We start from the raw sequence: 20,044 nt of genomic DNA, 5'->3' as shown, positions 1-20,044 counted from the left end.
ATCACCACAAGAACCCAAGAACAGGTTTACGAGACACCGCACGGCCTGCTGGTGCGAATCGATCGATGCCCCGGAATCCCGCGGAACCCATCCGCCCCACGAGTGTCTCGCAAAGCCGTCTCGCAGCTCTTCGTGTCGCGCGACCAGTTTTGGGTGTTACTGAGACAGCCTCTCCAGAGGCATCGGGGTATTGGACAGAGCATCCGCGCCGTTACGGACAGCCTTTTCGTACCGGGACTATCCGGCCCGGGCGGGGTGTGGCCGCTAGCCATCGAGCGGCAAATGCGGGTATTCCGGCGCACGCTGTTGGAACTGCAGTACGTCCATGTTGCGAACGACTCCGTCGCGGATTTCGATCGCCCGCCGGATGGTCTCGTTCTCCGTCCACGCACCAGGGCCTGAGACCACGGTTTCCAGGAAGGGCAGCAGCGCCTCGCTGATTTCCCAGCTGGAGGAATTCCAGAGGTAGGAAGGGCTGTGGTCCACCGCGTAGTAGTCGATGTGGTCGCCGACCGTGAACATGGGTTCGGCGAAGGTGGTGTTTTTCGCCCAGCTGAAGCCCATGCCCTCGTCGCAGGAGACGTCCACGATCAGGCTGCCAGGACGGAACGCGTCAAGGTCCTCGGTGCGCAGGTAGGTCAGCGGCGCATTGGGGTTCTGCAGGGTGCAGTTGACCACGATATCGCTCTCAGCGAGGAACGGCGCCAGCGGCACGCGACCGCGCTCGGTGATGACCTCGCTGAGGAACGGGGCCCGATCATCGTGGTCGAACTGCGCGATCCGCACCGAATGGATGGGCGACCCCACGGCTGCAACACCGCGGTTGGTCAGCACCTGGACGTCATGGATGCCGTGGGCATTCAGTGCCGTGACGGCGCCACGCGCGGTGGCCCCGAAGCCGATAACGACGGCGCTTAGCCGGCGGCCGTAATCGCCCGTGGAGCCGGACAGCGCCAACGAGTGCAGCACGGAGCAGTACCCGGCCAGCTCGTTGTTCTTGTGGAACACGTGCAGGCCGAAGCCGCCGTCGCTGGCCCAGTGATTCATCGCCTCGAAGGCGATCAGCGTGAGCTTTTTGTCGATCGCCAGCTGGGTGATCGCCCGGTCCTGGACACAGTGCGGCCAGCCCCAGAGGACTTGGCCGTCACGGAGCTCGGCAAGGTCTTCAGGCTGGGGTTTTGGCAGGAGCACGACGTCGGCATCTGCCACCAGTTGCGCGCGCGGGGCGATGCGCCCCACGCGCGATGCCAGATGGGCGTCCGAAACGCCGAATCGTTCGCCGTAGCCTTCCTCGAAGATAAGCTGCTGGCGCAGTTCCGGGGCGATTCGGTCCAAATGGAGCGGGTGGATGGGGAGGCGCCGCTCGTCGGGCTTCCGGGTGCTGGCTAGGACTCCAAGGGTGAGGTGCTTCGGTGAATTTGTCACTTCTTCTTGGAGCTCACGGACTTGGTGGCGGTCACCTTGTCGAGGGAGCTGGCCGACGCCGAAGCGGCCTTCTTGTCAGCGCGCTTTTCCTTAAGGGATTTGTCGGACTTCTTGGATGCTGCTTGACGGGGGGACTTGTCAGCCATTATCGCTCCTGTAGGGGAACCGAAGGGGTTCCTGACTTCTGACGATACAGGGAGCGACCTAACTGGATGTCGGGGAGAGCTGATGCCCCGGCAGCGGCGAGGTTTCCGGCGGCCTGGAGCGGCTGCTGAGCGGCCCGGGAAGGTGGGGGAGGTGCTGACTGGTGCTCCAGCAGGACCCTTGGCCCGATCAGACAGTTGTGGCCCCAGCAGTCCGGGGCCACAAGTGTCCGTTCGGGCTACGAACTCCCCTAAACTTCAGCCGCCGGCGCTGCGAACTGCGCCTCGTACAGGCGCGCATACGCCCCGCCCGCAGAAAGCAAAGACGCGTGGGTGCCCTGCTCCACGATCTGCCCGGCCTCCATCACCAGGATGAGGTCGGCGTCGCGGATGGTGGAGAGGCTGTGCGCGATCACGAAGCTCGTCCGGTCGGAACGCAAGGCGCTCATCGCCTTCTGCACCAGCAGCTCGGTGCGCGTGTCCACCGAGCTGGTTGCCTCGTCCAGGATCAGCACCGACGGCCGGGACAGGAACGCCCGGGCAATCGTCAGCAGCTGCTTCTCCCCTGCCGACACATTGGAGCCCTCGTCCTCGAGCACCGTGTCGTACCCCTCAGGCAGCGCACGCACGAACCGGTCCACGTACGTCGCCTGCGCCGCCTCCAAGATCTCCTCCTCAGACGCCGAGGGCTGGCCGTATGCAATGTTGTCCCGGATGGTCCCGCCGAACAGCCACGTATCCTGCAGCACCATCCCCATCCGCGAGCGCAGCTCCCGCCGCGGGACGGAGGTGACGTCCACGCCGTCGAGCGTTATCCGCCCGGCATCCAGCTCGTAAAAGCGCATCATCAGGTTCACCAGGGTGGTCTTGCCGGCCCCCGTGGGGCCGACGATCGCCACCGTCTGCCCCGGCTCTGCCACCAGGCTGAGGTCCGAGATCAGCGGCTTGTCCGGTGAGTAGGAGAACGAGACGTTCTCGAACACCAGCCGGCCCCGTCCGCCGTCGGGAGCAGAGCCAGCAGCCTCAGGGGACTGCTCCTCCTCATCCAGCAGCTCGAACACCCGCTCCGCCGACGCCACCCCGGACTGCAGCAGGTTGGCCATCGAGCCCAGCTGGGCCAGCGGCTGGGTGAACTGCCGCGAGTACTGGATGAACGCCTGCACGTCGCCCAGCTGCATCGCCCCGGACGCCACCTGCAGCGCGCCCACCACCGCGACCCCCACGTACACCAGGTTCCCGATGAACGTCAGGGCCGGCATGATCAGCCCGGAAATGAACTGCGCGCCGAAGCTCGCCTCGAACAGCTCCGCATTCTTCTGCCGGAACCGTTCCTCCACCTCCCGCTGCCGGCCGAACACCTTTACCAGCGCGTGCCCGGTGTACGTCTCCTCGATCTGCCCGTTCAGCTCGCCCGTGTGCTTCCACTGCGCCACGAACAGCTTCTGCGAGCGCTTGGCAATCAGCGCCGTCGTCACCAGCGTCAGCGGCACCGTCACCAGCGCAATCAGCGCCAGCACCGGCGAGAGCAGGAACATCATCACCAGCACGCCCACCACCGTGAGCAGCGACGTGACCGCCTGGGAGATGGACTGCTGCAGGCTCTGCGAGATGTTGTCCACGTCGTTCGTCACCCGGCTGAGCAGCTCGCCGCGCTGGATGGAGTCGAAATACCGCAGCGGCAGCCGGTGGATCTTCGCCTCGATCCGCTCCCGCAGCCGGTACACGGTCCGCTGCACCACACCGTTCAGCACATACGCCTGGATCCAGCCGAACGCCGACGCCAGCACATACAGCGCCAGCGCCCACAGCAGCACGTTCGCCAGCGCCGCGAAGTCGATCCCCGCCCCCGGCGTCAGTGTCATCGCCCCTATCATGTCCGCCTGCGCGTTCTGCCCGGACGCGCGCAGTCCGGCGATCACCTGCTCCTTGCTCACCCCGGCGGGCAGGTTCTTGGACACGACGCCGGCGAAGATCAGGTTGGTGCCCTCGCCCAACAGCCGCGGCCCGGTCACCGAGAACGCCACGCTGACGACGGCGAGCGCCAGTACCAGCGCCAGCCACGCCCGCTCGGGGCGCAGCTCCCCCAGCAGCCGCCGGGCCGACGGCCCGAAGTTCAGCGCCTTCTCCGCCGGGACGTTCATCCCGGCAAACGGTCCGCCGCGTCCCGGTCCGCCCGTGGGCCGGGGAATGCGTACGACGGCGGACTGCTGGGTTCGGGGGGCAGCGCCGGTTTCGGTCTGCTCGGCTCGCTGGGCCCGGCTCGAGGTGCTCATGCCGCCTCCTCCGCCGCCAGCTGCGAGGACACGATTTCGCGGTACGTCTCCGAACTCTCCAGCAACTCACTGTGCGTTCCGCGCCCGACGATCCTGCCGCCGTCGAGCACCAGAATCTGGTCCGCGTCCACGATGCTGGAGACGCGCTGGGCGATGATCACCAGCGTGGCCCCGGCGGTGTCCCGGTGCAGCGCCCGCCGGAGCCGGGCGTCTGTGGCGGTGTCCAGCGACGAAAACGAGTCGTCAAAGATGTACAGCTCCGGCCGCTTCACCAGCGCCCGGGCAATCGCCAGCCGCTGCCGCTGCCCGCCTGACACGTTCGTGCCGCCCTGCGAGACCGGTGCGTCAAGGCCGCCCTCCATCTCCCGGACAAAGTCCTCGGCCTGGGCGGTGGCCAGCGCGTGCCACAGCTCCTCCTCGGTGGCATCCGGCTTGCCGTACAGCAGGTTGCTCCGCACGGTTCCGGAAAACAGGTACGGCCGCTGCGGCACCAGTCCGATGTGCCCCCACAGCAGGTCCGGGTGCAGCTCCCGCACGTCCACACCGCCCATCAGCACGGAGCCGGACGTGGCGTCGAAGAGCCGCGGCATGAGGTTGACCAGCGTCGTTTTCCCCGATCCCGTACTGCCGATCACCGCCGTCGTCCGCCCCGCCGGGGCGGTGAAGCTGATGCCGCTGAGGACCGGCCGCTCGGCACCGGGGTAGGCGAACCCGACGTCGCGCATTTCCAGCTCACCGCGGGCGGTGGCCCGGGAAGTATCAGCCGCGAACACCACCGGACTCGCCGGCGGACGCACGGACGACTCCGTCTCCAGCACCTCCCCGATCCGGTCCGCCGAGACGGCAGCGCGCGGGATCATCACGGCCATGAAGGTGGCCATCATGACGGACATCAGGATCTGCAGCAGGTAGCTGAGGAACGCCACCAGCGTGCCCACCTGCATGGAGCCGTCCTCAATCCGGAATGACCCGAACCAGATCACCGCCACGCTGGAAACATTGAGCACCAGCATCACCACGGGAAAGGCGAGCGCCATCAGCCGCCCGGCCCGCAGCGCCGTGTCGGTCACGTCCGCGTTGGCGCCCGCGAACCGCTCCGTTTCCAGGTCCTCGCGCACGAACGCCCGCACCACCCGGATGCCCGCCAACTGCTCGCGGAGCACCCTGTTGACGGCGTCGATCCGCAGCTGCATCAGGCGGAACAGCGGCACCATCCGGCTGATGATCACCCCGACGCCGAGGAGCAGCGCCGGCACGCTCACCGCGATCAGCCAGGACAGCTGGGCATCCTGCCGGACGGCCATGACCACGCCGCCGATGCTGAGCATGGGCGCGGCCACCATCAGGGTGGCAGACATCAGCACCAGCTGCTGAACCTGCTGGACGTCGTTGGTGGACCGGGTGATGAGGCTTGCCGGGCCGAACCGGGTGACCTCCTGCTCGGAAAACCCGCCCACCCGGGTGAAGATCGCCCCGCGCAGGTCGCGCCCCATCCCCATCGCCGCCTTGGCTCCGAAGTACACCGCCGTCACCGCGCACGCAATCTGCAGCAGGGTGATGAACAGCATGAGGCTGCCAACGCGCAGGATGTAGCCGGTGTCCCCCGTGGCCACACCCAGGTCGATGATGTCCGCGTTCAGGGTGGGGAGATAAAGGGAGGCAATGGACTGCGCCAACTGAAAAACGACGACGGCGATCAGCAGCCGCCGTTGCGGCTGCAGGTACCGGACAAGAAGCTTCCACAGCATCCAGGTCCACCTTCGCAGCAGGTCCTCAAGTGATGGGAAGGCCAGTTTACGTCCGGCGGCTCGGGGCAGCCTGTAAGCTGAGGCCGTCGCCGGAATTCCGGAAACGCGGCAATTGAACACCGCAAATTGAAGAATGGGGACTTCATTGAGCGATCAGCAGTTGGGCTTTCGCGAGCCCGGAAACATTGGGCCAATAAACATACCGCAAGCTGTCCGGCTCGCGGCCGCCTGCTGGGTGGCCAGTGCCGTGGTGGCCGGCATGATGCCCGTCATCCTGGAGGTGGCCGGAATCGACTTTGGCCAGTCGATCCCGGACTGGGCGGTCCCCTATCTCGTGGCGTTCGCCGTCCCGTTGACCGCCCTGCAGGTATTGGCGGCCCAGCATTTGCTGCATGGCGCGCGCTGGGCCCGCATTCTCCTGACCGTCGCCGCAGCCCTGTCGGCACTCGGCGCACCCGTCGACCTCACCGCTTTGATCCTTGCCGGCCTGGTGCTGACGCTGGCGGGTGCCACGCTCATGTGGCTGCCTGCGTCCAACCGGTTCTTCCTGCTGCGCCGCAACGTCGCCGCCTATCCGGTACCTGCCGTTGCTGGCCCGGACCCCGCCCTCAAAGGAGAACTTCTGTGAGTGACACGCTCCTGTTGCCTCCCGTGGCTGAGGCCCTGGCGGCCCATGGCGTGTTGGAGGTGCCACGGGTGGTCATGGGCGGCGGCAACAGATCCAGCAAGATCGTCCTCGACCCCGCCGAGCTCCTCAAGTTGCCGGGAGTCGAGGTGGTGGACGGGCTCGCCACACCGCGGGAACCTGCCGAGGTGCCGGGCGACTGAAGCGGTTCGGCAGGGCCACTTTCCTGAATTGGCTCTGGTGCGCGGTCCGGCAGGCTGCCTACCGTGGTTGGGAACTCCACGTGGGTTCCAACCGAAGTTGAATTTCCACAGAAGGACCAGCATGGCCGCCAACGTGAACGATTATCCCTTTTCGCAGGTCGACGTCTTTGCCCCCGGGCCCAAGGCCGGCAACCCGGTCGCCGTCGTCCATGACGCCGACGGCCTGTCAGACGAGCAGATGCAAAGCTTCGCCAACTGGACCAACCTCTCGGAAACCACGTTCCTGCTGAAGCCGACGCAACCGGAGGCGGACTACCGGCTCCGGATCTTCACGCCGGCGTCCGAGCTTCCCTTCGCCGGCCACCCGACGCTCGGCTCCGCGCACGCGTGGCTGGAGAACGGCGGCCAACCGCTGCGCCCAGGAGAACTCGTGCAGGAATGCGGGGTGGGGCTCGTCAAGATCAGCCAAACGGCCGACGAACAGTTCTTCGAGGCCCCGCCGCTGCGCCGTTCCGGTCCGGTGGAGGCTGAGGTGCTGGAGCAGGCCATCGCCAGCCTGGGCATCACGCCCGAGCAGGTCCTGGACAGCAACTGGGTGGATAACGGCCCGGGCTGGATCGGCATCCGGCTGGCCTCGGCCCGGCAGGTGTTGGACCTAACGCCGGACTTCGTCACCATGGCCAAGCTGAACGTGGGCGTCATCGGCGCTTACGGGGACGGTGGCCCGGCGGATTACGAGGTGCGCGGTTTCGTTCCCGGCCTCGCAGTCCCCGAAGACCCGGTTACCGGCAGCCTGAACGCAGGCCTTGCCCAGTGGCTGATCGGCTCAGGAGTGGCGGAGGGCAACTACACCGTCAGCCAGGGCACGGTACTCGGCCGCGGCGGCCTGGTCACCATCACCAGCGAAGGCGACAGCATCTGGGTCGGCGGCACCAGCCGCACCGTCATCCGGGGCAGCGTCTCCCTGTAGTCCCGCCCCCGGTTCGACGAAACGTGCCAGGGACGGGCCGGCGCCCCATTGAGCCTGCCCGTCCCAGTCCGTGGTCTTTCTTGGCTGATCTTCGTACCGGGTCTCTTGCGGGGCCGCGGCGCTTCTGCACGGCCCCTGGGAAATACTGTCCCCCGGCAGGCTCAAGCCTGGCGCAACATTCCGGCAGGATCGCCGCAAGTTCCGGCGGGTGCGCCGTCGGCCGATCAGGGCTGTGGGCCGCCGTGGGCTGGCTGGGAACTGGACAACAAGTGATGTGCGCCTCAAAGCCGAAACACTGGCCGACCCCCAGCCGTTGGACAGGGAGACGGAAGGAGGCCCCATGCTCATTGTTCTGACAGGAATCGACGGTTCGGGAAAAACGACGGCGGCCCGTTCCCTGGTTGCGGCGGCCCGCGCGGAGGACAGCAAGGCACTTCTGCTGAGCAACTATGCAGGCCGGCGGCGCATGTCCCTGCTCAGCGCCAGGCTCGGCATCCACGTGCCTGCCCGGCTGGCCGACGCGGCGGAAACCACCATGCGCGTATTCAACGTGCTGGTGTCCACTGGCCGGGCAACCCGCTTCGAGGGGCTGGTTGTTATGGACCGCCACCTCCACTGCCAGCTGGCATTGCGCGAGGCAAGGGGCCTGCGCCGCGGACGGTTTCTCCCCTGGCTGCTCCGCACTCTTCCGGCCCCGGACCTGGTCCTTCACCTGGACGTGAGTCCCGCAGAGGCACACCGGAGGATCCTGGCGCGCGGCACGGACGAGGAGTCCGTGGCCGATCTGACCGCCCTGCGGAACGCCTACCGTGCACTACCCGAGTACGCGGACATTGTGGAGATCGACGCCGGCGGGCCGCCGGCCCGCGTGCTCGCCAGGCTGCTCGACGCGGTCGATTCACAACGGCAACTCAAGGTTTAGTCAAGAATTTCCGAAACGGCCGAATACGCCTTCCCTGAAGCCCATCGCGCTGTACATTAGTGCCAGCTCTCCCCTTTCCCCCCAAATCGGAGCGCTGGAAGCCTCCGCGCTGGAGTCGTTTGATTCGCGCGGAGGCTTCCCCTTTTTCACCGCGTAACCACGCTCCGGGCACTGCCTGCTCTGGCCACGCTCCGCCGTCGACGATATAGTAAGCATGCTGATGACTTCGGATACCGGACCATCATCTGTTCACTTCGACGAAGGAGACACTATGAGCACGAGGGTTGAGAAGCGCATTCTGGTGAACGTGCCGGTCAGCACGGCATACAACCAGTGGACCCAGTTCGAAGACTTCCCGCACTTCATGGGCGGCGTCAAAAAAGTGACCCAACTCAGCGACGACCGCCTTGAATGGGTGGCCGAGATCGCCGGCGTGAAGCGCAAGTGGGAGGCGCGGATCCTCGAACAGAAGCCGGACCAGAAGGTTGCCTGGGCGGCCACTGAGGGTGCCACCAACGCTGGCTCCGTGGAGTTTGAAGACGTGGGCGGCGGCCAGACCTCCATCAAGCTGTTCATCGACTACGAACCCGAAGGGCTGGTGGAGAAGATCGGCGACAAGCTGCACGTCGTGGAGCACCAGGCGGAGGCCGACCTTAAGAAGTTCAAGGCATTCATCGAGGATGAAGGCTACGCCAGCGGCGCCTGGCGGGGCGCGGTCAACGAAGGCGGCTCGGTGGGCACCCCGGGCGTTGAGCACGCTGCCGGATCGCTCGGCGACAGCGGCAAGGCCGGCGTCTCCGGCAAGATGGCGGCAGCTGCCGGAGTAGCCGCCGCAGCAGGCGCGGCGGCGGCCGTTGCCGCGGGCGGCAAGGACAAGGACGCAGACACTGTGTATGTCGTGGACGAGACCGTCACCCCGGTGGTTCCGGAATACACCGAAACCACTGTTGTTACCGACACGACCGATACCCCCGGCTTCGCCGGCGGAACCGCTGCGGACACCGTTACCGGCGGAGCTGTTGCCGGTGGAACTGTTGCCGGTGGAACTGCGGCAGGCACCGGTTCGGCACTGACGGACGAGTCCATCGCTCATCCCTTCGACCAGACCAACGGCTTGATCGATGACGAAGGCGACTCGGACGAGACGGCTGCAAGCGACACACGAAGCGCGGCAGACCGGGCCGAATGGGAAGAAGGCGGCCCCGGCACGGTTCCGCCCCTGGGCGGCACCAGCGGCCAGCACTAACGCCCGCAGCGCTCTTATAACTAAACAGCAGTCACGGCGGCATCGGAATGGTGTCGCCGTGACTGCTGTTTCGTGTAGTTTCGGGCCGGGCCGTCAGAGGTCCGAGTCCGGTGCGCCGGCTGACTTGTTGCGGGTTTCCATCAGGTGCAGCTGCAGTTTCGCTTCTGCTTCCCGGCGCCGTTTGGCCCGCTCGCGCATCTGCCGTGTTGCCTCGGAGCCTTCGGAGTGGATCAGTCCGGCCGTTCGATTGCGGGGAGCGCCACTGCCGGAGGGTGCCGCCGCCATAAGTTCTTCGCTCATGCCCCATAGTCACATGAGCGTGACCTTGCGGGAAGAGCCGTAACCGGATCGGAACCTGGCGGCATTCATAAGGGCCGGCGGCGTTTTGGGAAGGCACCCCGGGCTCGTAAGGATCGCTCTCCGGGGCTCTTGCCGTCGGCCCCACCTTTATTTTACGAGCCCGGAGCCCCGTGAGACAGGGGTTTTTCGATTTCCAGCTGCCCAATATGCGAGCTAGCCGCTGGAAAAAGCGGCTGCCCCGGCAAATCTGCACCGCTTTGCTCCTGCGCCACAGGGATCACCCTTGGAAATCCGCGGGAGCAGGGCCTTGGCAGCTGGGAAAGTGGTGCAGATTTGCTCGGGTTTTACGCGATCCGCCCCACGCGCCATTTCCCCCACCCGCCAGGGGCAGTATGGAAGGCGCTCACGACGCCGGAACTGCTCGCGCGCTGGTGGGCGCCGGGCGACATCGCTCCCAACGCTGGGCATCGCTTCACATTGGACATGGGCGCCTGGGGCATCCAGCAGTGCGAAGTCCTCAGCGTCGATCCCGGCACCTCGATCAGCTTTCTGTTTGCCGTTTGCCGAAGGCGGCTTGGACACAACCATCGCTTGGACGCTTGAAGCTGTCGACGGCACAGTCCTGCACCTCGAGCACACGGGCTTCAAGCTCGACACCCCGATGGGCGAGCAAGCATTCCAAGGCATGGGCAACGGCTGGCCGGGAGTGCTGTCCCGGATCGACGGCGTCCTGGTCGACGCAGCGCGGGCGTAACGCTCCAGGGAGAAACAGAGACCTCAAACACCAGGAAGGGCCCGGCACTTCGGTGCCGGCCCTTCCTGCGTTTCCACGCGGCTCCAGAACTGCCATCGCCGGCGCCGGCCATCCGCCCAACCCACTCCCCTTGACTACCCGGCCACCCCTTCCCTACACTTTTCATAAAGCAGAATCTAAATTCCACAAAGCGGAAACGGTTTAGAAGCCGAGAAGCAGGGAAGATAGATCAAAGCCCCTCCCCGGAAGGACCTACGATGACGTACACAGTGAACTGCTCCATCCTCCTGACGGAGCTGCCCCTGCTCGAGCGCCCCGCAGCCGCGAAAGCGGCCGGTTTTGACGCCGTCGAGTTCTGGTGGCCCTTCGAAAGCTCAGTCCCTTCCGACGCCGAGACCACGGCTTTCGAGCGCGCCATCACCGACGCCGGCGTCCAGCTCTCCGGCCTGAACTTCAACGCCGGCAACATGCCCGGCGGTGACCGCGGCCTGGTGTCCTGGAAGGGACGCTGCTCCGAGTTCAAGGACAACATCGACGTCGTGGCCGGCATCGGCGAGCACCTCGGCTGCACCGCCTTCAACGCCCTCTACGGCAACCGCCAGGAGGACTTCAGCCCGGAGGAGCAGGACGAACTGGCGGCCAAGAACCTGGCCGCGGCTGCCGAGGGCGTGGCCCGCATCGGCGGCACCGTCCTCCTCGAACCCGTCAGCGGAGCCCCGCGCTACCCGCTCCTCCAGGCCCAGGACGCGCTCGACGTGATCGCCCGGGTCAAGGCGGAATCCGGCGCCCAGAACATCAAGCTGCTCGCGGACTTCTACCATCTGGCCGTCAACGGGGACGATGTCGCAGCCGTCATCGAGAACCATGCCAAGGACTTCGGCCACATCCAGATTGCCGACAACCCCGGCCGTGGGGCTCCCGGAACCGGTGAGCTTCCCCTCGGCGAGTGGATCGCCCGCAGCCGCGAACTCGGCTACGACGGCTACATCGGCCTCGAATACAAGGAACCGCAGGAAACCGCCTTCAGCTGGGCCATCCGCGAACACGCCGCCAGCTAGCCCCGCCTCATCACCGCACCACCCAAAGGACTTCAGAAAGAGAACCAACATGAGCAACGTTGCAGTCATCGGACTCGGAATCATGGGCCTGCCCATGGCCATCAACCTCGTCAAGGCCGGCCACGCCGTCACCGGCTTCAACCGCAGCCAGGACAAGATCGACAAGCTCGTCTCCGAAGGCGGCAAGGGCGCCTCCAGCATCGCCGACGCAGTCGAGGACGCCGACGTCGTCATCACCATGGTGCCCGACTCCCCCGACGTCGAAGGCGTCGTCAGCGGCCCCGACGGTGTCTTCGCCAACGCCAAGCAGGGCGCCCTCTGGATCGACGCGTCGAGCATCCGCCCGGACGTCGCCAAGCGTCTGTCCGATGACGCCGTCGCGGCAGGTATCCGCCCGCTCGATGCTCCGGTTTCCGGCGGTGAGCAGGGCGCCATCGACGCAGTCTTGTCCATCATGGTCGGCGGCGACAAGGCAGACTTTGAGGCAGCCCAGGACGTCCTGAACGCCGTCGGAAAAACCATCGTCCACGTCGGCCCGTCCGGCTCCGGCCAGACCGTCAAGGCTGCCAACCAGCTGATCGTCGCCGTCAACATCGAGGTACTCGGCGAGGCCATCGCCTTCCTTGAGGCCTACGGCGTGGACACCGACGCCGCCCTCAAGGTCCTCGGCGGCGGCCTCGCCGGCTCCAAGGTCCTCGACCAGAAGGGCCAGAAGATGCTGGACCGCAACTTCGACCCCGGTTTCCGCCTCGCCCTGCACCACAAGGACCTGGGCATCGTCACCTCCGCCGCCCGCGAAGCCAACGTCGCCGTCCCGCTCGGCGCCGTCGTCGCCCAGCTCGTCGCCGCCACCGTCAACCAGGGCGACGGCGGCCTGGACCACTCGGGACTCTTCAAGCAGGTCCTCCAGCTCAGCGGCCGGGAGTAACGCACCTCCGGCAGCAGACCGGATAACAAGCAAAACCGGGCAACCGCCGTCGTACATGAACGACGGCGGCTCCCCAACTACACCCAAAAACAAACTTTCAAGGAGCACACCATGACGAAGATGCGCACCGTAGACGCTGCCGTCGCAATCCTGGAAAAGGAGGGCGCCACCGAGGCGTTCGGCCTGCCAGGCGCGGCGATCAACCCGTTCTACTCCGCAATGCGGGCCCACGGCGGTATCCGCCACACCCTGGCCCGCCACGTTGAAGGCGCCAGCCACATGGCTGACGGCTACTCCCGCGCAGCAGACGGCAACATCGGCATCTGCATCGGCACCTCCGGCCCCGCCGGCACCGACATGATCACCGGGCTGTACGCCGCATGGGCCGACTCCATCCCCATGCTCTGCATCACCGGTCAGGCCCCCGTTGCCAAGCTGCACAAGGAAGACTTCCAGGCCGTGGACATCGAGTCCATCGCCAAGCCCGTCACCAAGATGGCCATGACCATCCTGGAGCCCGGCCAGGTTCCCGGCGCCTTCCAGAAGGCCTTCCAGCTGATGCGCTCCGGCCGTCCCGGTCCCGTACTTCTGGACCTGCCGATCGACGTGCAGGTGACCGAGATCGAATTCGACATCGACACCTACGAGCCCCTGCCGGTTGAGAAGCCCAAGGCCAGCCGCAAGCAGCTGGAAAAAGCCCTGGACATGCTGACCGCAGGCGAGCGCCCGCTGATCGTGGCCGGCGGCGGCATCATCAACGCCGGAGCCTCGGCGCAGTTGGTGGAACTGGCCGAGCTGCTGAACGCTCCCGTCATCCCCACCCTGATGGGCTGGGGCGCGATCCCGGACGACCATGAGCTGATGGCCGGCATGGTGGGCCTGCAGACGTCCCACCGCTACGGCAACGAGAACTACCTGCGCAGCGACTTCGTGATCGGCATCGGCAACCGCTGGGCCAACCGCCACACCGGAGGCCTGGACACCTACACCGCCGGCCGCAAGTTCGTGCACATCGACATCGAGCCCACGCAGATCGGCCGCGTGTTCTCCCCGGACTTCGGCATCGCCTCCGACGCCGGCGCCGCCCTGGACGGGCTGCTGGAACTGGCCCGCGAACGCCAGGCCGCCGGAACCCTGCCTGACTACACCGAATGGGTTGCCGAGTGTGCCGAGCGCAAGGCCACCCTGCACCGCAAGACCCACTTCGACAACGTGCCGATCAAGCCGCAGCGCGTGTACGAGGAGATGAACAAGGCGTTCGGCAAGGACACCACGTACGTGTCCACCATCGGCCTGTCCCAGATCGCCGGCGCCCAGATGCTGCACGTGTTCGGCCCGCGCAAGTGGATCAACGCCGGCCAGGCAGGCCCGCTGGGCTGGACCGCCCCGGCCGCCCTCGGCGTCGTGCGCGGCAAGCCGGATGAGACCGTTGTTGCCCTGTCCGGTGACTACGACTTCCAGTTCATGATCGAGGAACTGGCTGTGGGCGCCCAGTTCAACCTGCCGTACATCCACGTCGTGGTGAACAACTCCTACCTGGGCCTGATCCGCCAGTCCCAGCGAGGCTTCAAGATGGAACAGAACGTGTCCCTGGCGTTCGAGAACATCAACTCCCCCGAAACCAACGGCTACGGCGTTGACCACGTCAAGGTGGCCGAGGGCCTGGGCTGCAAGGCCATCCGGGTGGAAAACCCCGAGGACATGCCGGCCGCGTTCGGCAAGGCCAAGGCACTGATGGGCGAGTTCCAGGTTCCCGTGGTGGTTGAAGTGATCCTGGAAAAGATCACCAACATCTCCATGGGCCTCGAGATCAACGCCGTGAACGAGTTCGAGGAGCTGGCCGCCACCGCCGCCGACGCCCCCACCGCCATCCTGGCCCTGCAGGACTAATAACCTGCGGGACCAACAGCCAGGCCGCACCGAAAAGTACCGAAGATAGGCAAGCAATGCGCATCGTGATCGCGCCGGATAAGTTCAAGGGTTCACTCTCCGCCCCGGACGTCGCCCGGCACCTGGAAACAGGGCTCCGGAACGGCTCCGCCACAGCGGGCCGTCCCGGCACCCCTGAGGAACTGGGCACCCTTGAGGTACTGCGGATTCCCGTGGCCGACGGCGGCGAGGGCACCCTCGACGCCGCCGTCGGCTCCGGCTTCACCCGCCGCAGCGCCGTGGTCAGCGGCCCCACCGGGCAGCCGCTGACGGCGGAGTTCGCGGTCCGCGGCCGGGAAGCCGTGATCGAAATGGCCGCGGCCTCCGGCCTCGCTGTCCTCCCCGATTACGACGGCGGGCGGCCGGGTTCCGAAACCGCCCGAACCGCCACCAGCGTGGGAACCGGCGAGCTGATCCGCGCGGCGCTCGACGCCGGCTGCCGGCAGATCATCCTGGGCGTCGGCGGCAGCGCCAACACCGACGGCGGCGCGGGCGTGCTGCAGGGACTCGGCGCCCGGCTGCTCGACGCCGGAGGCAACGAACTGCCCCTCGGCGGCGCCGCCCTCGGACACTTGGCGGCCATCGACTTCTCCGGCTTCGACACCCGGCTGGAGGAGTCCCGCTTCATCCTGGCGAGCGACGTGGACAACCCGCTGCTCGGGCCGGAGGGCGCGGCAGCCATCTTCGCGCCGCAGAAGGGCGCCACCGCCGCCGACGTCGGCGAGCTGGACGCCGCCCTCGCCACCTTCGTCAAGGTCCTCGCCGCAGAGATCGGTCCGCGGGCGGTCAAGGCTGCCAGCGCACCGGGCGCCGGAGCGGCCGGCGGCGTCGGCTACGCCGCCATCGCGGCACTGGCGGCATCGCGCCGCCCGGGCATCGACGTCGTGCTTGAATTCACCAGGTTGGCGGAACGACTGGCCGGCGCGGACCTGGTGATTACCGGCGAAGGCAGCCTCGACGAACAGAGCCTGCTCGGCAAGACGCCCATGGGGGTTGCCCGGGCAGCTGCCGAAGCCGGCGTGCCGGTGCTCGTCGTCTGCGGCCGCACCACCCTTTCGCCGGAACAGCAGCAGAGTTCCGGTTTCCGGCAGGTCTACCCTCTGACGGCGCTGGAAAGCAATGTAGAGATATGTATAGCTGAAGCAGGCCGACTGCTTGAAGAATTGGGTCAGCACATCGGCGTGCACCTGACCGACAGTGCTTACACGAAGGAGCCCCTGAATGTCTGAAGAACGCTTTGACCTGGTCATCCGGGGCCGGCGCATCCTCACCACCGCCGGGATCGCCGCCCGTGAAGTGGGCGTCCGCGGCGGCAAGATCGTCGCTTTGGAACCGCTCGGCAACGGCCTCCAGGGTGCCGAGGTCATCGAACTCACCGACGACGAAACCCTGATCCCCGGCCTGGTGGACACCCACGTCCACGTCAACGAGCCCGGCCGCACCGAGTGGGAAGGCTTCGCCTCCGCCACCCGCGCCGCGGCCGCCGGCGGCGTCACCACCATCATCGACATGCCGCTGAACTCCATCCCGCCCACCACCAATGTGGACGGCCTCAAGCTCAAGCGCGAGGTGGCCGAGGACCAGGCCTTCGTGGACGTCGGTTTCTGGGGCGGCGCCATCCCCGGCAACAAGGCCGACCTGCGCCCGCTGCACGACGAAGGCGTCTTCGGCTTCAAGTGCTTCCTGCTGCACTCCGGCGTGGACGAGTTCCCGCACCTGGAGGCGGACGAGATGGAGGAGGACATGCGCGAGCTCAAGTCCTTCGACTCCCTCATGATCGTCCATGCCGAGGACTCGCACGCGATCGACCACGCACCCCACCCCGGCGGGGCCCACTACTCCACCTTCCTCGCCTCCCGCCCCCGCGGCGCCGAGAACAAGGCCATCGCCGAGGTGATCGAGCGCGCCCGCTGGACCGGCGCCCGCGCCCACATCCTGCACCTCTCGTCGTCGGACGCGCTGCCCATGATCGCTTCGGCAAAGCGCGACGGCGTGCACCTCACCGTGGAGACCTGCCCGCACTACCTCACGCTCATGGCCGAGGAAATCCCCGACGGCGCCACCGCGTACAAGTGCTGCCCACCCATCCGCGAGGCCTCCAACCGCGAGCTCCTCTGGCAGGGCCTGCAGGACGGCACCATCGACTGCATCGTCTCGGACCACTCACCGTCGACGCTTGACCTGAAGGATCTGGAAAACGGCGACTTCGCTGTGGCCTGGGGCGGCGTCTCGTCGCTGCAGCTGGGCCTGTCCCTGATCTGGACCGAGGCCCGGCACCGCGGCATCCCGCTGGAGCAGGTGGTTTCGTGGATGGCCGAGAAGCCGGCCTCCCTGGCCCGCCTCTCCAACAAGGGCCAGCTGGCGCTCGGGTACGACGCCGACTTCTCCGTTTTCGCCCAGGACGAGGCCTTCGTGGTGGACGTGTCCAAGCTCAAGCACAAGAACCCCATCACCCCGTACGACGGCAAGGCACTCTCCGGCGTGGTCCGCCGCACGTACCTGCGCGGCAGCGTGGTGGACGGCCAGACCCCCGGCGGCAAGCTGATCCGCCGCGGCGGCATCTGAGGACCGCGCGGTGGCTGTGCATGCCCATTCACCGCGCGGCTCTTCGGCTCCGTGGGGCGCCGGCCCTGGAACTGCCAGTGCCCACGGGACCGCCAAGGCCCACGGCCTGGCCGTCTGGGTAGCTCCGCCCGAAGGCCAGGACATCGATCCCGAAGTCCTGGCCCGGGCCGCCGAGCTGGTGCTGGCGCGGGCCCTTCGATCTGCTCCGGAGGCGGAAGTCCACTGGCCCGCCGCCGGAGCTGCAACTTCCGCCGCCGGGACGCACCCGGGCACGCCCCCAGGGGAGGGGGAACCCAACGGTGCGCCCGACGGCGGACCTCCCGTGCCGCCGTCGTCCTCCCTGGAGGATTCCCCGCACCCGGACTCCTCGGAACTGGGCTCCCCGGAAACGGACGACGGCGGCGCAACCCACCTCCCGCCGTCGGCCGGGCACGTCAGCCGGGTGGCCGTGGACCTTTCCCGGTCCGAAGTGCTGCTGGACGGCGCGCGGGTGCCGCTGACCGGCGTCGAGTTCAAACTGCTGCGCTACTTGGTGGAACACTGCTCGCGGACCGTAGACCGGGACGAGCTGCGGCTGTTCCTGGAGTCGTTCGACAGCCCCGGCGCCGCAACCCGATCCATCGACGTCTACGTGGGCCGGGTGCGGCGGAAGCTGCGCGGCGGCCGGCACGCGATCGCCACGGTCCGCGGTGGCGGCTACCGCTTCATCTGTGGACCAGCAGCCACCGTGCGCGGCCCGGCGGAATACAGTATCTAGGGCTGCTGTTATCCATATCAGTCCGATCAGTCACTGTGCTTGACCAGATTTTTCGCTCAACCCAGATCCATCAGAAGGAATGCCATGAGCCCCAAACTGACCACCAAGCTCCAGCCCGGAACCCAGGCGCCGGACTTCACCCTGCAGGACGCTGAAGGCAAGCAGACCACGCTGGCCGATTACCGCGGCAAGAACGTCATCGTGTACTTCTACCCGGAAGCGGCCACCCCCGGCTGCACCACGGAGGCCTGCGACTTCCGCGACAACCTGGCCTCCTTCCAGGGCTCCGGCTACGCAGTGCTGGGCATCTCCCCCGATGCTCCGGAGAAGCTGGCCAACTTCACGGGCGACTTCGGGCTCACCTTCCCGCTGCTGGCTGACGAGGACCACGCCGTGGCCCTGGCCTACGGCGCCTGGGGCGAGAAGCTCATCGACGGCGAAGTCCAAGAGGGCATCGTCCGCTCCACCGTGGTCCTGGATCCCGAGGGCAAGGTCACGCTGGCCCAATACCAGGTCAAGGCACAGGGCCACGTCCAGGCGCTCCGCGAACAGCTCGGCGTCTAACCCCCAACGCTTCCTCACCTTTCGTCGCTTCACCCCAAACGCTTCCTCACCTTTTGGTCGCTTAAACCGAAACGCTCCTGCATGAACTGCAGGAGCGTTTCGGTTTAAGCGACGGGACGTGAGGACGCGTCCAGTCTGAAGCGACGGGAGGTGAGGAAGCGTCCTCTACTTCAGGACCACGGTCCGGTTGCCGTTCAGGATGATGCGGCCTTCGCAGTGCCAGCGGACGGCGTTGCTGAGCGCCTTGCACTCGGTGTCCCGCCCGGCGGCGACCAGGTCCTCAGGGCCGAAGGTGTGGTCCACCTCCACCACCTGCTGCGCGATGATCGGGCCCTCGTCGAGTTCCGCGTTCACGTAGTGCGCAGTGGCGCCCACGGTTTTCACGCCGCGGGCGTAGGCCTGGTGGTACGGCTTGGCGCCCTTGAACGACGGCAGGAACGAGTGGTGGATGTTGATCGCCCTGCCATCCAGCTTCCGTGCGAGGTCGTCGCTGAGGACCTGCATGTACCGGGCCAGCACCACCAGCTCCACATCGAGCTCGTCCACGATTTCCAGCAGCCGTGCCTCCGCCTGCGGCTTGGTGGCCGCGGTGACGGGGACGTGGAAGAACGGGATCCCGTGCCACTCCACGAGTGTCTGATGGTCCGTATGGTTGGAAACCACGCCCACAACGTCGATGGGAAGCTCCCCCACCCGGGCCCTGAAGAGCAGGTCGTTGAGGCAGTGGCCGAACTTCGAGACCATGATCAGGACCTTGCGGCGGGACCCGTTCCGTTCCAGCCGCCACTTCATGTCGTACTTCTCGGCCACCGGGGCGAATCCGGCGCGGAGCTGCCCCAGCGTGGCTTCGTTGCCGTCCGACGCGAAGTGCACCCGCATGAAGAAGTGGCCTTCGGACCGGTCGCCGAACTGCTTGTTGTCGATGATGTCGCACTCGTGTTCCAGCAGGAAGCCGGAGACGGCGTGCACGATGCCCGGGCCTTCGGGGCAGTCCAGGGTCAGCACGTGCTCGACGGCGCTGTTCGCCTGCCCGGAGCTGCGGTTCTCAGTCTGAATAGCAGTCATGGTTTCAGCACTCAATTACATTCACGGCGAGGCCTCCTCGAGAGGTTTCCTTGTACTTGGTTTTCATGTCGGCGCCGGTTTCGCGCATGGTCTTGATGGCCTTGTCCAGGGACACCTTGTGGCTGCCGTCCCCGTGCAGGGACAGGCGGGCGGCGTTGATGGCCTTGACGCTGGCGATCGCGTTCCGCTCGATGCACGGGATCTGCACCAGGCCGCCCACGGGGTCGCAGGTCAGCCCGAGGTTGTGTTCGATCCCCACTTCGGCGGCGTTTTCCACCTGTTCGGGCGTCCCGCCGAGCACCTCGCAGAGGCCGGCGGCGGCCATGGAGCAGGCCGAACCCACCTCGCCCTGGCAGCCCACCTCGGCACCGGAGATGGAGGCGTTGATCTTGAACAGAATCCCGACGGCGGCCGCCGCCAGCAGGAAACGGACCACACCGTCGTCGTCCGCTCCGGGAACAAACTTCATGTAGTAATGCAGGACTGCCGGGACGATGCCGGCCGCCCCGTTGGTGGGGGCGGTGACGATGCGGCCGCCGGCCGCATTCTCCTCGTTGACGGCGAGGGCG

Annotated in this window: 21 protein-coding genes; 14 read left to right on the top strand and 7 right to left on the bottom strand. The window is 66.8% G+C overall.

The window, feature by feature from the left end; all coding sequences use genetic code 11:
- Positions 1 to 264: 264 nt before the first annotated feature.
- The 4 genes from J7I85_RS15625 to J7I85_RS15610 form a co-directional block, all read right to left on the bottom strand.
- Positions 265 to 1,425: a N(5)-(carboxyethyl)ornithine synthase gene (locus J7I85_RS15625; protein WP_214853303.1), complete on the bottom strand. Its 1,161-nt coding sequence runs from the start codon at positions 1,423 to 1,425 to the stop codon at positions 265 to 267.
- The gene (locus tag J7I85_RS15620) at positions 1,422 to 1,571 is read right to left on the bottom strand and encodes a hypothetical protein (protein WP_214853301.1); all 150 of its coding nucleotides are present in this window, start codon (positions 1,569 to 1,571) and stop codon (positions 1,422 to 1,424) included. Before J7I85_RS15620 ends, J7I85_RS15625 begins: the two co-directional genes overlap by 4 nt.
- Before the next feature lie 248 nt (positions 1,572 to 1,819).
- A complete protein-coding gene (locus J7I85_RS15615; RefSeq protein ID WP_285289597.1) occupies positions 1,820 to 3,841 on the bottom strand; it encodes an ABC transporter ATP-binding protein in 2,022 nt (673 codons plus the stop codon).
- A complete protein-coding gene (locus J7I85_RS15610) occupies positions 3,838 to 5,589 on the bottom strand; it encodes an ABC transporter ATP-binding protein (RefSeq protein ID WP_214853300.1) in 1,752 nt (583 codons plus the stop codon). The genes J7I85_RS15615 and J7I85_RS15610 overlap by 4 nt, the downstream gene beginning before the upstream one ends.
- Positions 5,590 to 5,734: 145 nt before the next feature.
- Between J7I85_RS15610 and J7I85_RS15605 the strand changes: the two genes are divergently transcribed.
- The 5 genes from J7I85_RS15605 to J7I85_RS15585 all read left to right on the top strand — a co-directional run bounded on the left by J7I85_RS15605 (position 5,735) and on the right by J7I85_RS15585 (position 9,555).
- Positions 5,735 to 6,217: a hypothetical protein gene (locus tag J7I85_RS15605; protein WP_214853299.1), complete on the top strand. Its 483-nt coding sequence runs from the start codon at positions 5,735 to 5,737 to the stop codon at positions 6,215 to 6,217.
- The gene (locus tag J7I85_RS15600) at positions 6,214 to 6,417 is read left to right on the top strand and encodes a hypothetical protein (RefSeq protein WP_214853297.1); all 204 of its coding nucleotides are present in this window, start codon (positions 6,214 to 6,216) and stop codon (positions 6,415 to 6,417) included. The genes J7I85_RS15605 and J7I85_RS15600 overlap by 4 nt, the downstream gene beginning before the upstream one ends.
- 121 nt (positions 6,418 to 6,538) lie before the next feature.
- Positions 6,539 to 7,387 carry a PhzF family phenazine biosynthesis protein gene (locus tag J7I85_RS15595; RefSeq protein WP_214853295.1) on the top strand — a complete coding sequence of 283 codons (849 nt, stop codon included), beginning with the start codon at positions 6,539 to 6,541 and terminating at the stop codon, positions 7,385 to 7,387.
- 340 nt (positions 7,388 to 7,727) lie between these two features.
- Positions 7,728 to 8,309, top strand: a complete 582-nt coding sequence (locus tag J7I85_RS15590) for an AAA family ATPase (RefSeq protein ID WP_214853293.1) — start codon at positions 7,728 to 7,730, stop codon at positions 8,307 to 8,309.
- A 271-nt stretch (positions 8,310 to 8,580) separates the two neighbouring features.
- A complete protein-coding gene (locus J7I85_RS15585) occupies positions 8,581 to 9,555 on the top strand; it encodes an SRPBCC family protein (protein ID WP_214853292.1) in 975 nt (324 codons plus the stop codon).
- Positions 9,556 to 9,648: 93 nt separating this feature from the next.
- Here J7I85_RS15585 and J7I85_RS15580 read toward each other — a convergent pair whose 3' ends face one another.
- Positions 9,649 to 9,855 (bottom strand): hypothetical protein, encoded by a 207-nt coding sequence (locus tag J7I85_RS15580; RefSeq protein ID WP_214853289.1) that lies wholly within the window; start codon positions 9,853 to 9,855, stop codon positions 9,649 to 9,651.
- Between the two features lie 333 nt (positions 9,856 to 10,188).
- Here J7I85_RS15580 and J7I85_RS25095 point away from each other — a divergent pair, with 333 nt between their 5' ends.
- The 9 genes from J7I85_RS25095 to bcp all read left to right on the top strand — a co-directional run bounded on the left by J7I85_RS25095 (position 10,189) and on the right by bcp (position 18,410).
- Entirely contained in the window at positions 10,189 to 10,458 is a 270-nt protein-coding gene (locus J7I85_RS25095) for an SRPBCC domain-containing protein (protein WP_251024412.1), read from the top strand.
- Positions 10,430 to 10,609, top strand: a complete 180-nt coding sequence (locus tag J7I85_RS25090) for a hypothetical protein (protein WP_251024411.1) — start codon at positions 10,430 to 10,432, stop codon at positions 10,607 to 10,609. The genes J7I85_RS25095 and J7I85_RS25090 overlap by 29 nt, the downstream gene beginning before the upstream one ends.
- A gap of 257 nt (positions 10,610 to 10,866) precedes the next feature.
- Complete coding sequence (locus J7I85_RS15570) at positions 10,867 to 11,667, top strand: hydroxypyruvate isomerase family protein (RefSeq protein ID WP_214853286.1); 801 nt, start codon at positions 10,867 to 10,869, stop codon at positions 11,665 to 11,667.
- Between the two features lie 49 nt (positions 11,668 to 11,716).
- The gene (locus J7I85_RS15565; RefSeq protein ID WP_214853284.1) at positions 11,717 to 12,595 is read left to right on the top strand and encodes a 2-hydroxy-3-oxopropionate reductase; all 879 of its coding nucleotides are present in this window, start codon (positions 11,717 to 11,719) and stop codon (positions 12,593 to 12,595) included.
- Between the two features lie 111 nt (positions 12,596 to 12,706).
- A complete protein-coding gene (gcl, locus tag J7I85_RS15560; protein ID WP_214853282.1) occupies positions 12,707 to 14,485 on the top strand; it encodes a glyoxylate carboligase in 1,779 nt (592 codons plus the stop codon).
- Between the two features lie 56 nt (positions 14,486 to 14,541).
- A complete protein-coding gene (locus J7I85_RS15555; RefSeq protein WP_214853280.1) occupies positions 14,542 to 15,753 on the top strand; it encodes a glycerate kinase in 1,212 nt (403 codons plus the stop codon).
- Positions 15,746 to 17,089, top strand: coding sequence for an allantoinase AllB (allB, locus tag J7I85_RS15550; protein ID WP_214853278.1), 1,344 nt, complete (start codon positions 15,746 to 15,748; stop codon positions 17,087 to 17,089). Before J7I85_RS15555 ends, allB begins: the two co-directional genes overlap by 8 nt.
- A gap of 10 nt (positions 17,090 to 17,099) precedes the next feature.
- Entirely contained in the window at positions 17,100 to 17,846 is a 747-nt protein-coding gene (locus J7I85_RS15545; RefSeq protein ID WP_214853276.1) for a winged helix-turn-helix domain-containing protein, read from the top strand.
- A gap of 84 nt (positions 17,847 to 17,930) precedes the next feature.
- Positions 17,931 to 18,410, top strand: a complete 480-nt coding sequence (gene bcp, locus J7I85_RS15540; RefSeq protein ID WP_214853273.1) for a thioredoxin-dependent thiol peroxidase — start codon at positions 17,931 to 17,933, stop codon at positions 18,408 to 18,410.
- A 165-nt stretch (positions 18,411 to 18,575) separates the two neighbouring features.
- Here the strand turns inward: bcp and purU are convergent, their stop codons facing one another.
- Positions 18,576 to 19,475 (bottom strand): formyltetrahydrofolate deformylase, encoded by a 900-nt coding sequence (purU, locus tag J7I85_RS15535; protein WP_214853270.1) that lies wholly within the window; start codon positions 19,473 to 19,475, stop codon positions 18,576 to 18,578.
- A gap of 4 nt (positions 19,476 to 19,479) precedes the next feature.
- A partial coding sequence (locus J7I85_RS15530) for an L-serine ammonia-lyase (protein ID WP_214853267.1) occupies positions 19,480 to 20,044 on the bottom strand: 565 nt, incomplete at its 5' end.

The sequence above is a fragment of the Arthrobacter sp. ISL-65 genome, from assembly GCF_018613795.1.
GTDB lineage: Bacteria > Actinomycetota > Actinomycetes > Actinomycetales > Micrococcaceae > Arthrobacter.
This window is presented reverse-complemented; position numbering and strand designations above follow the sequence as displayed.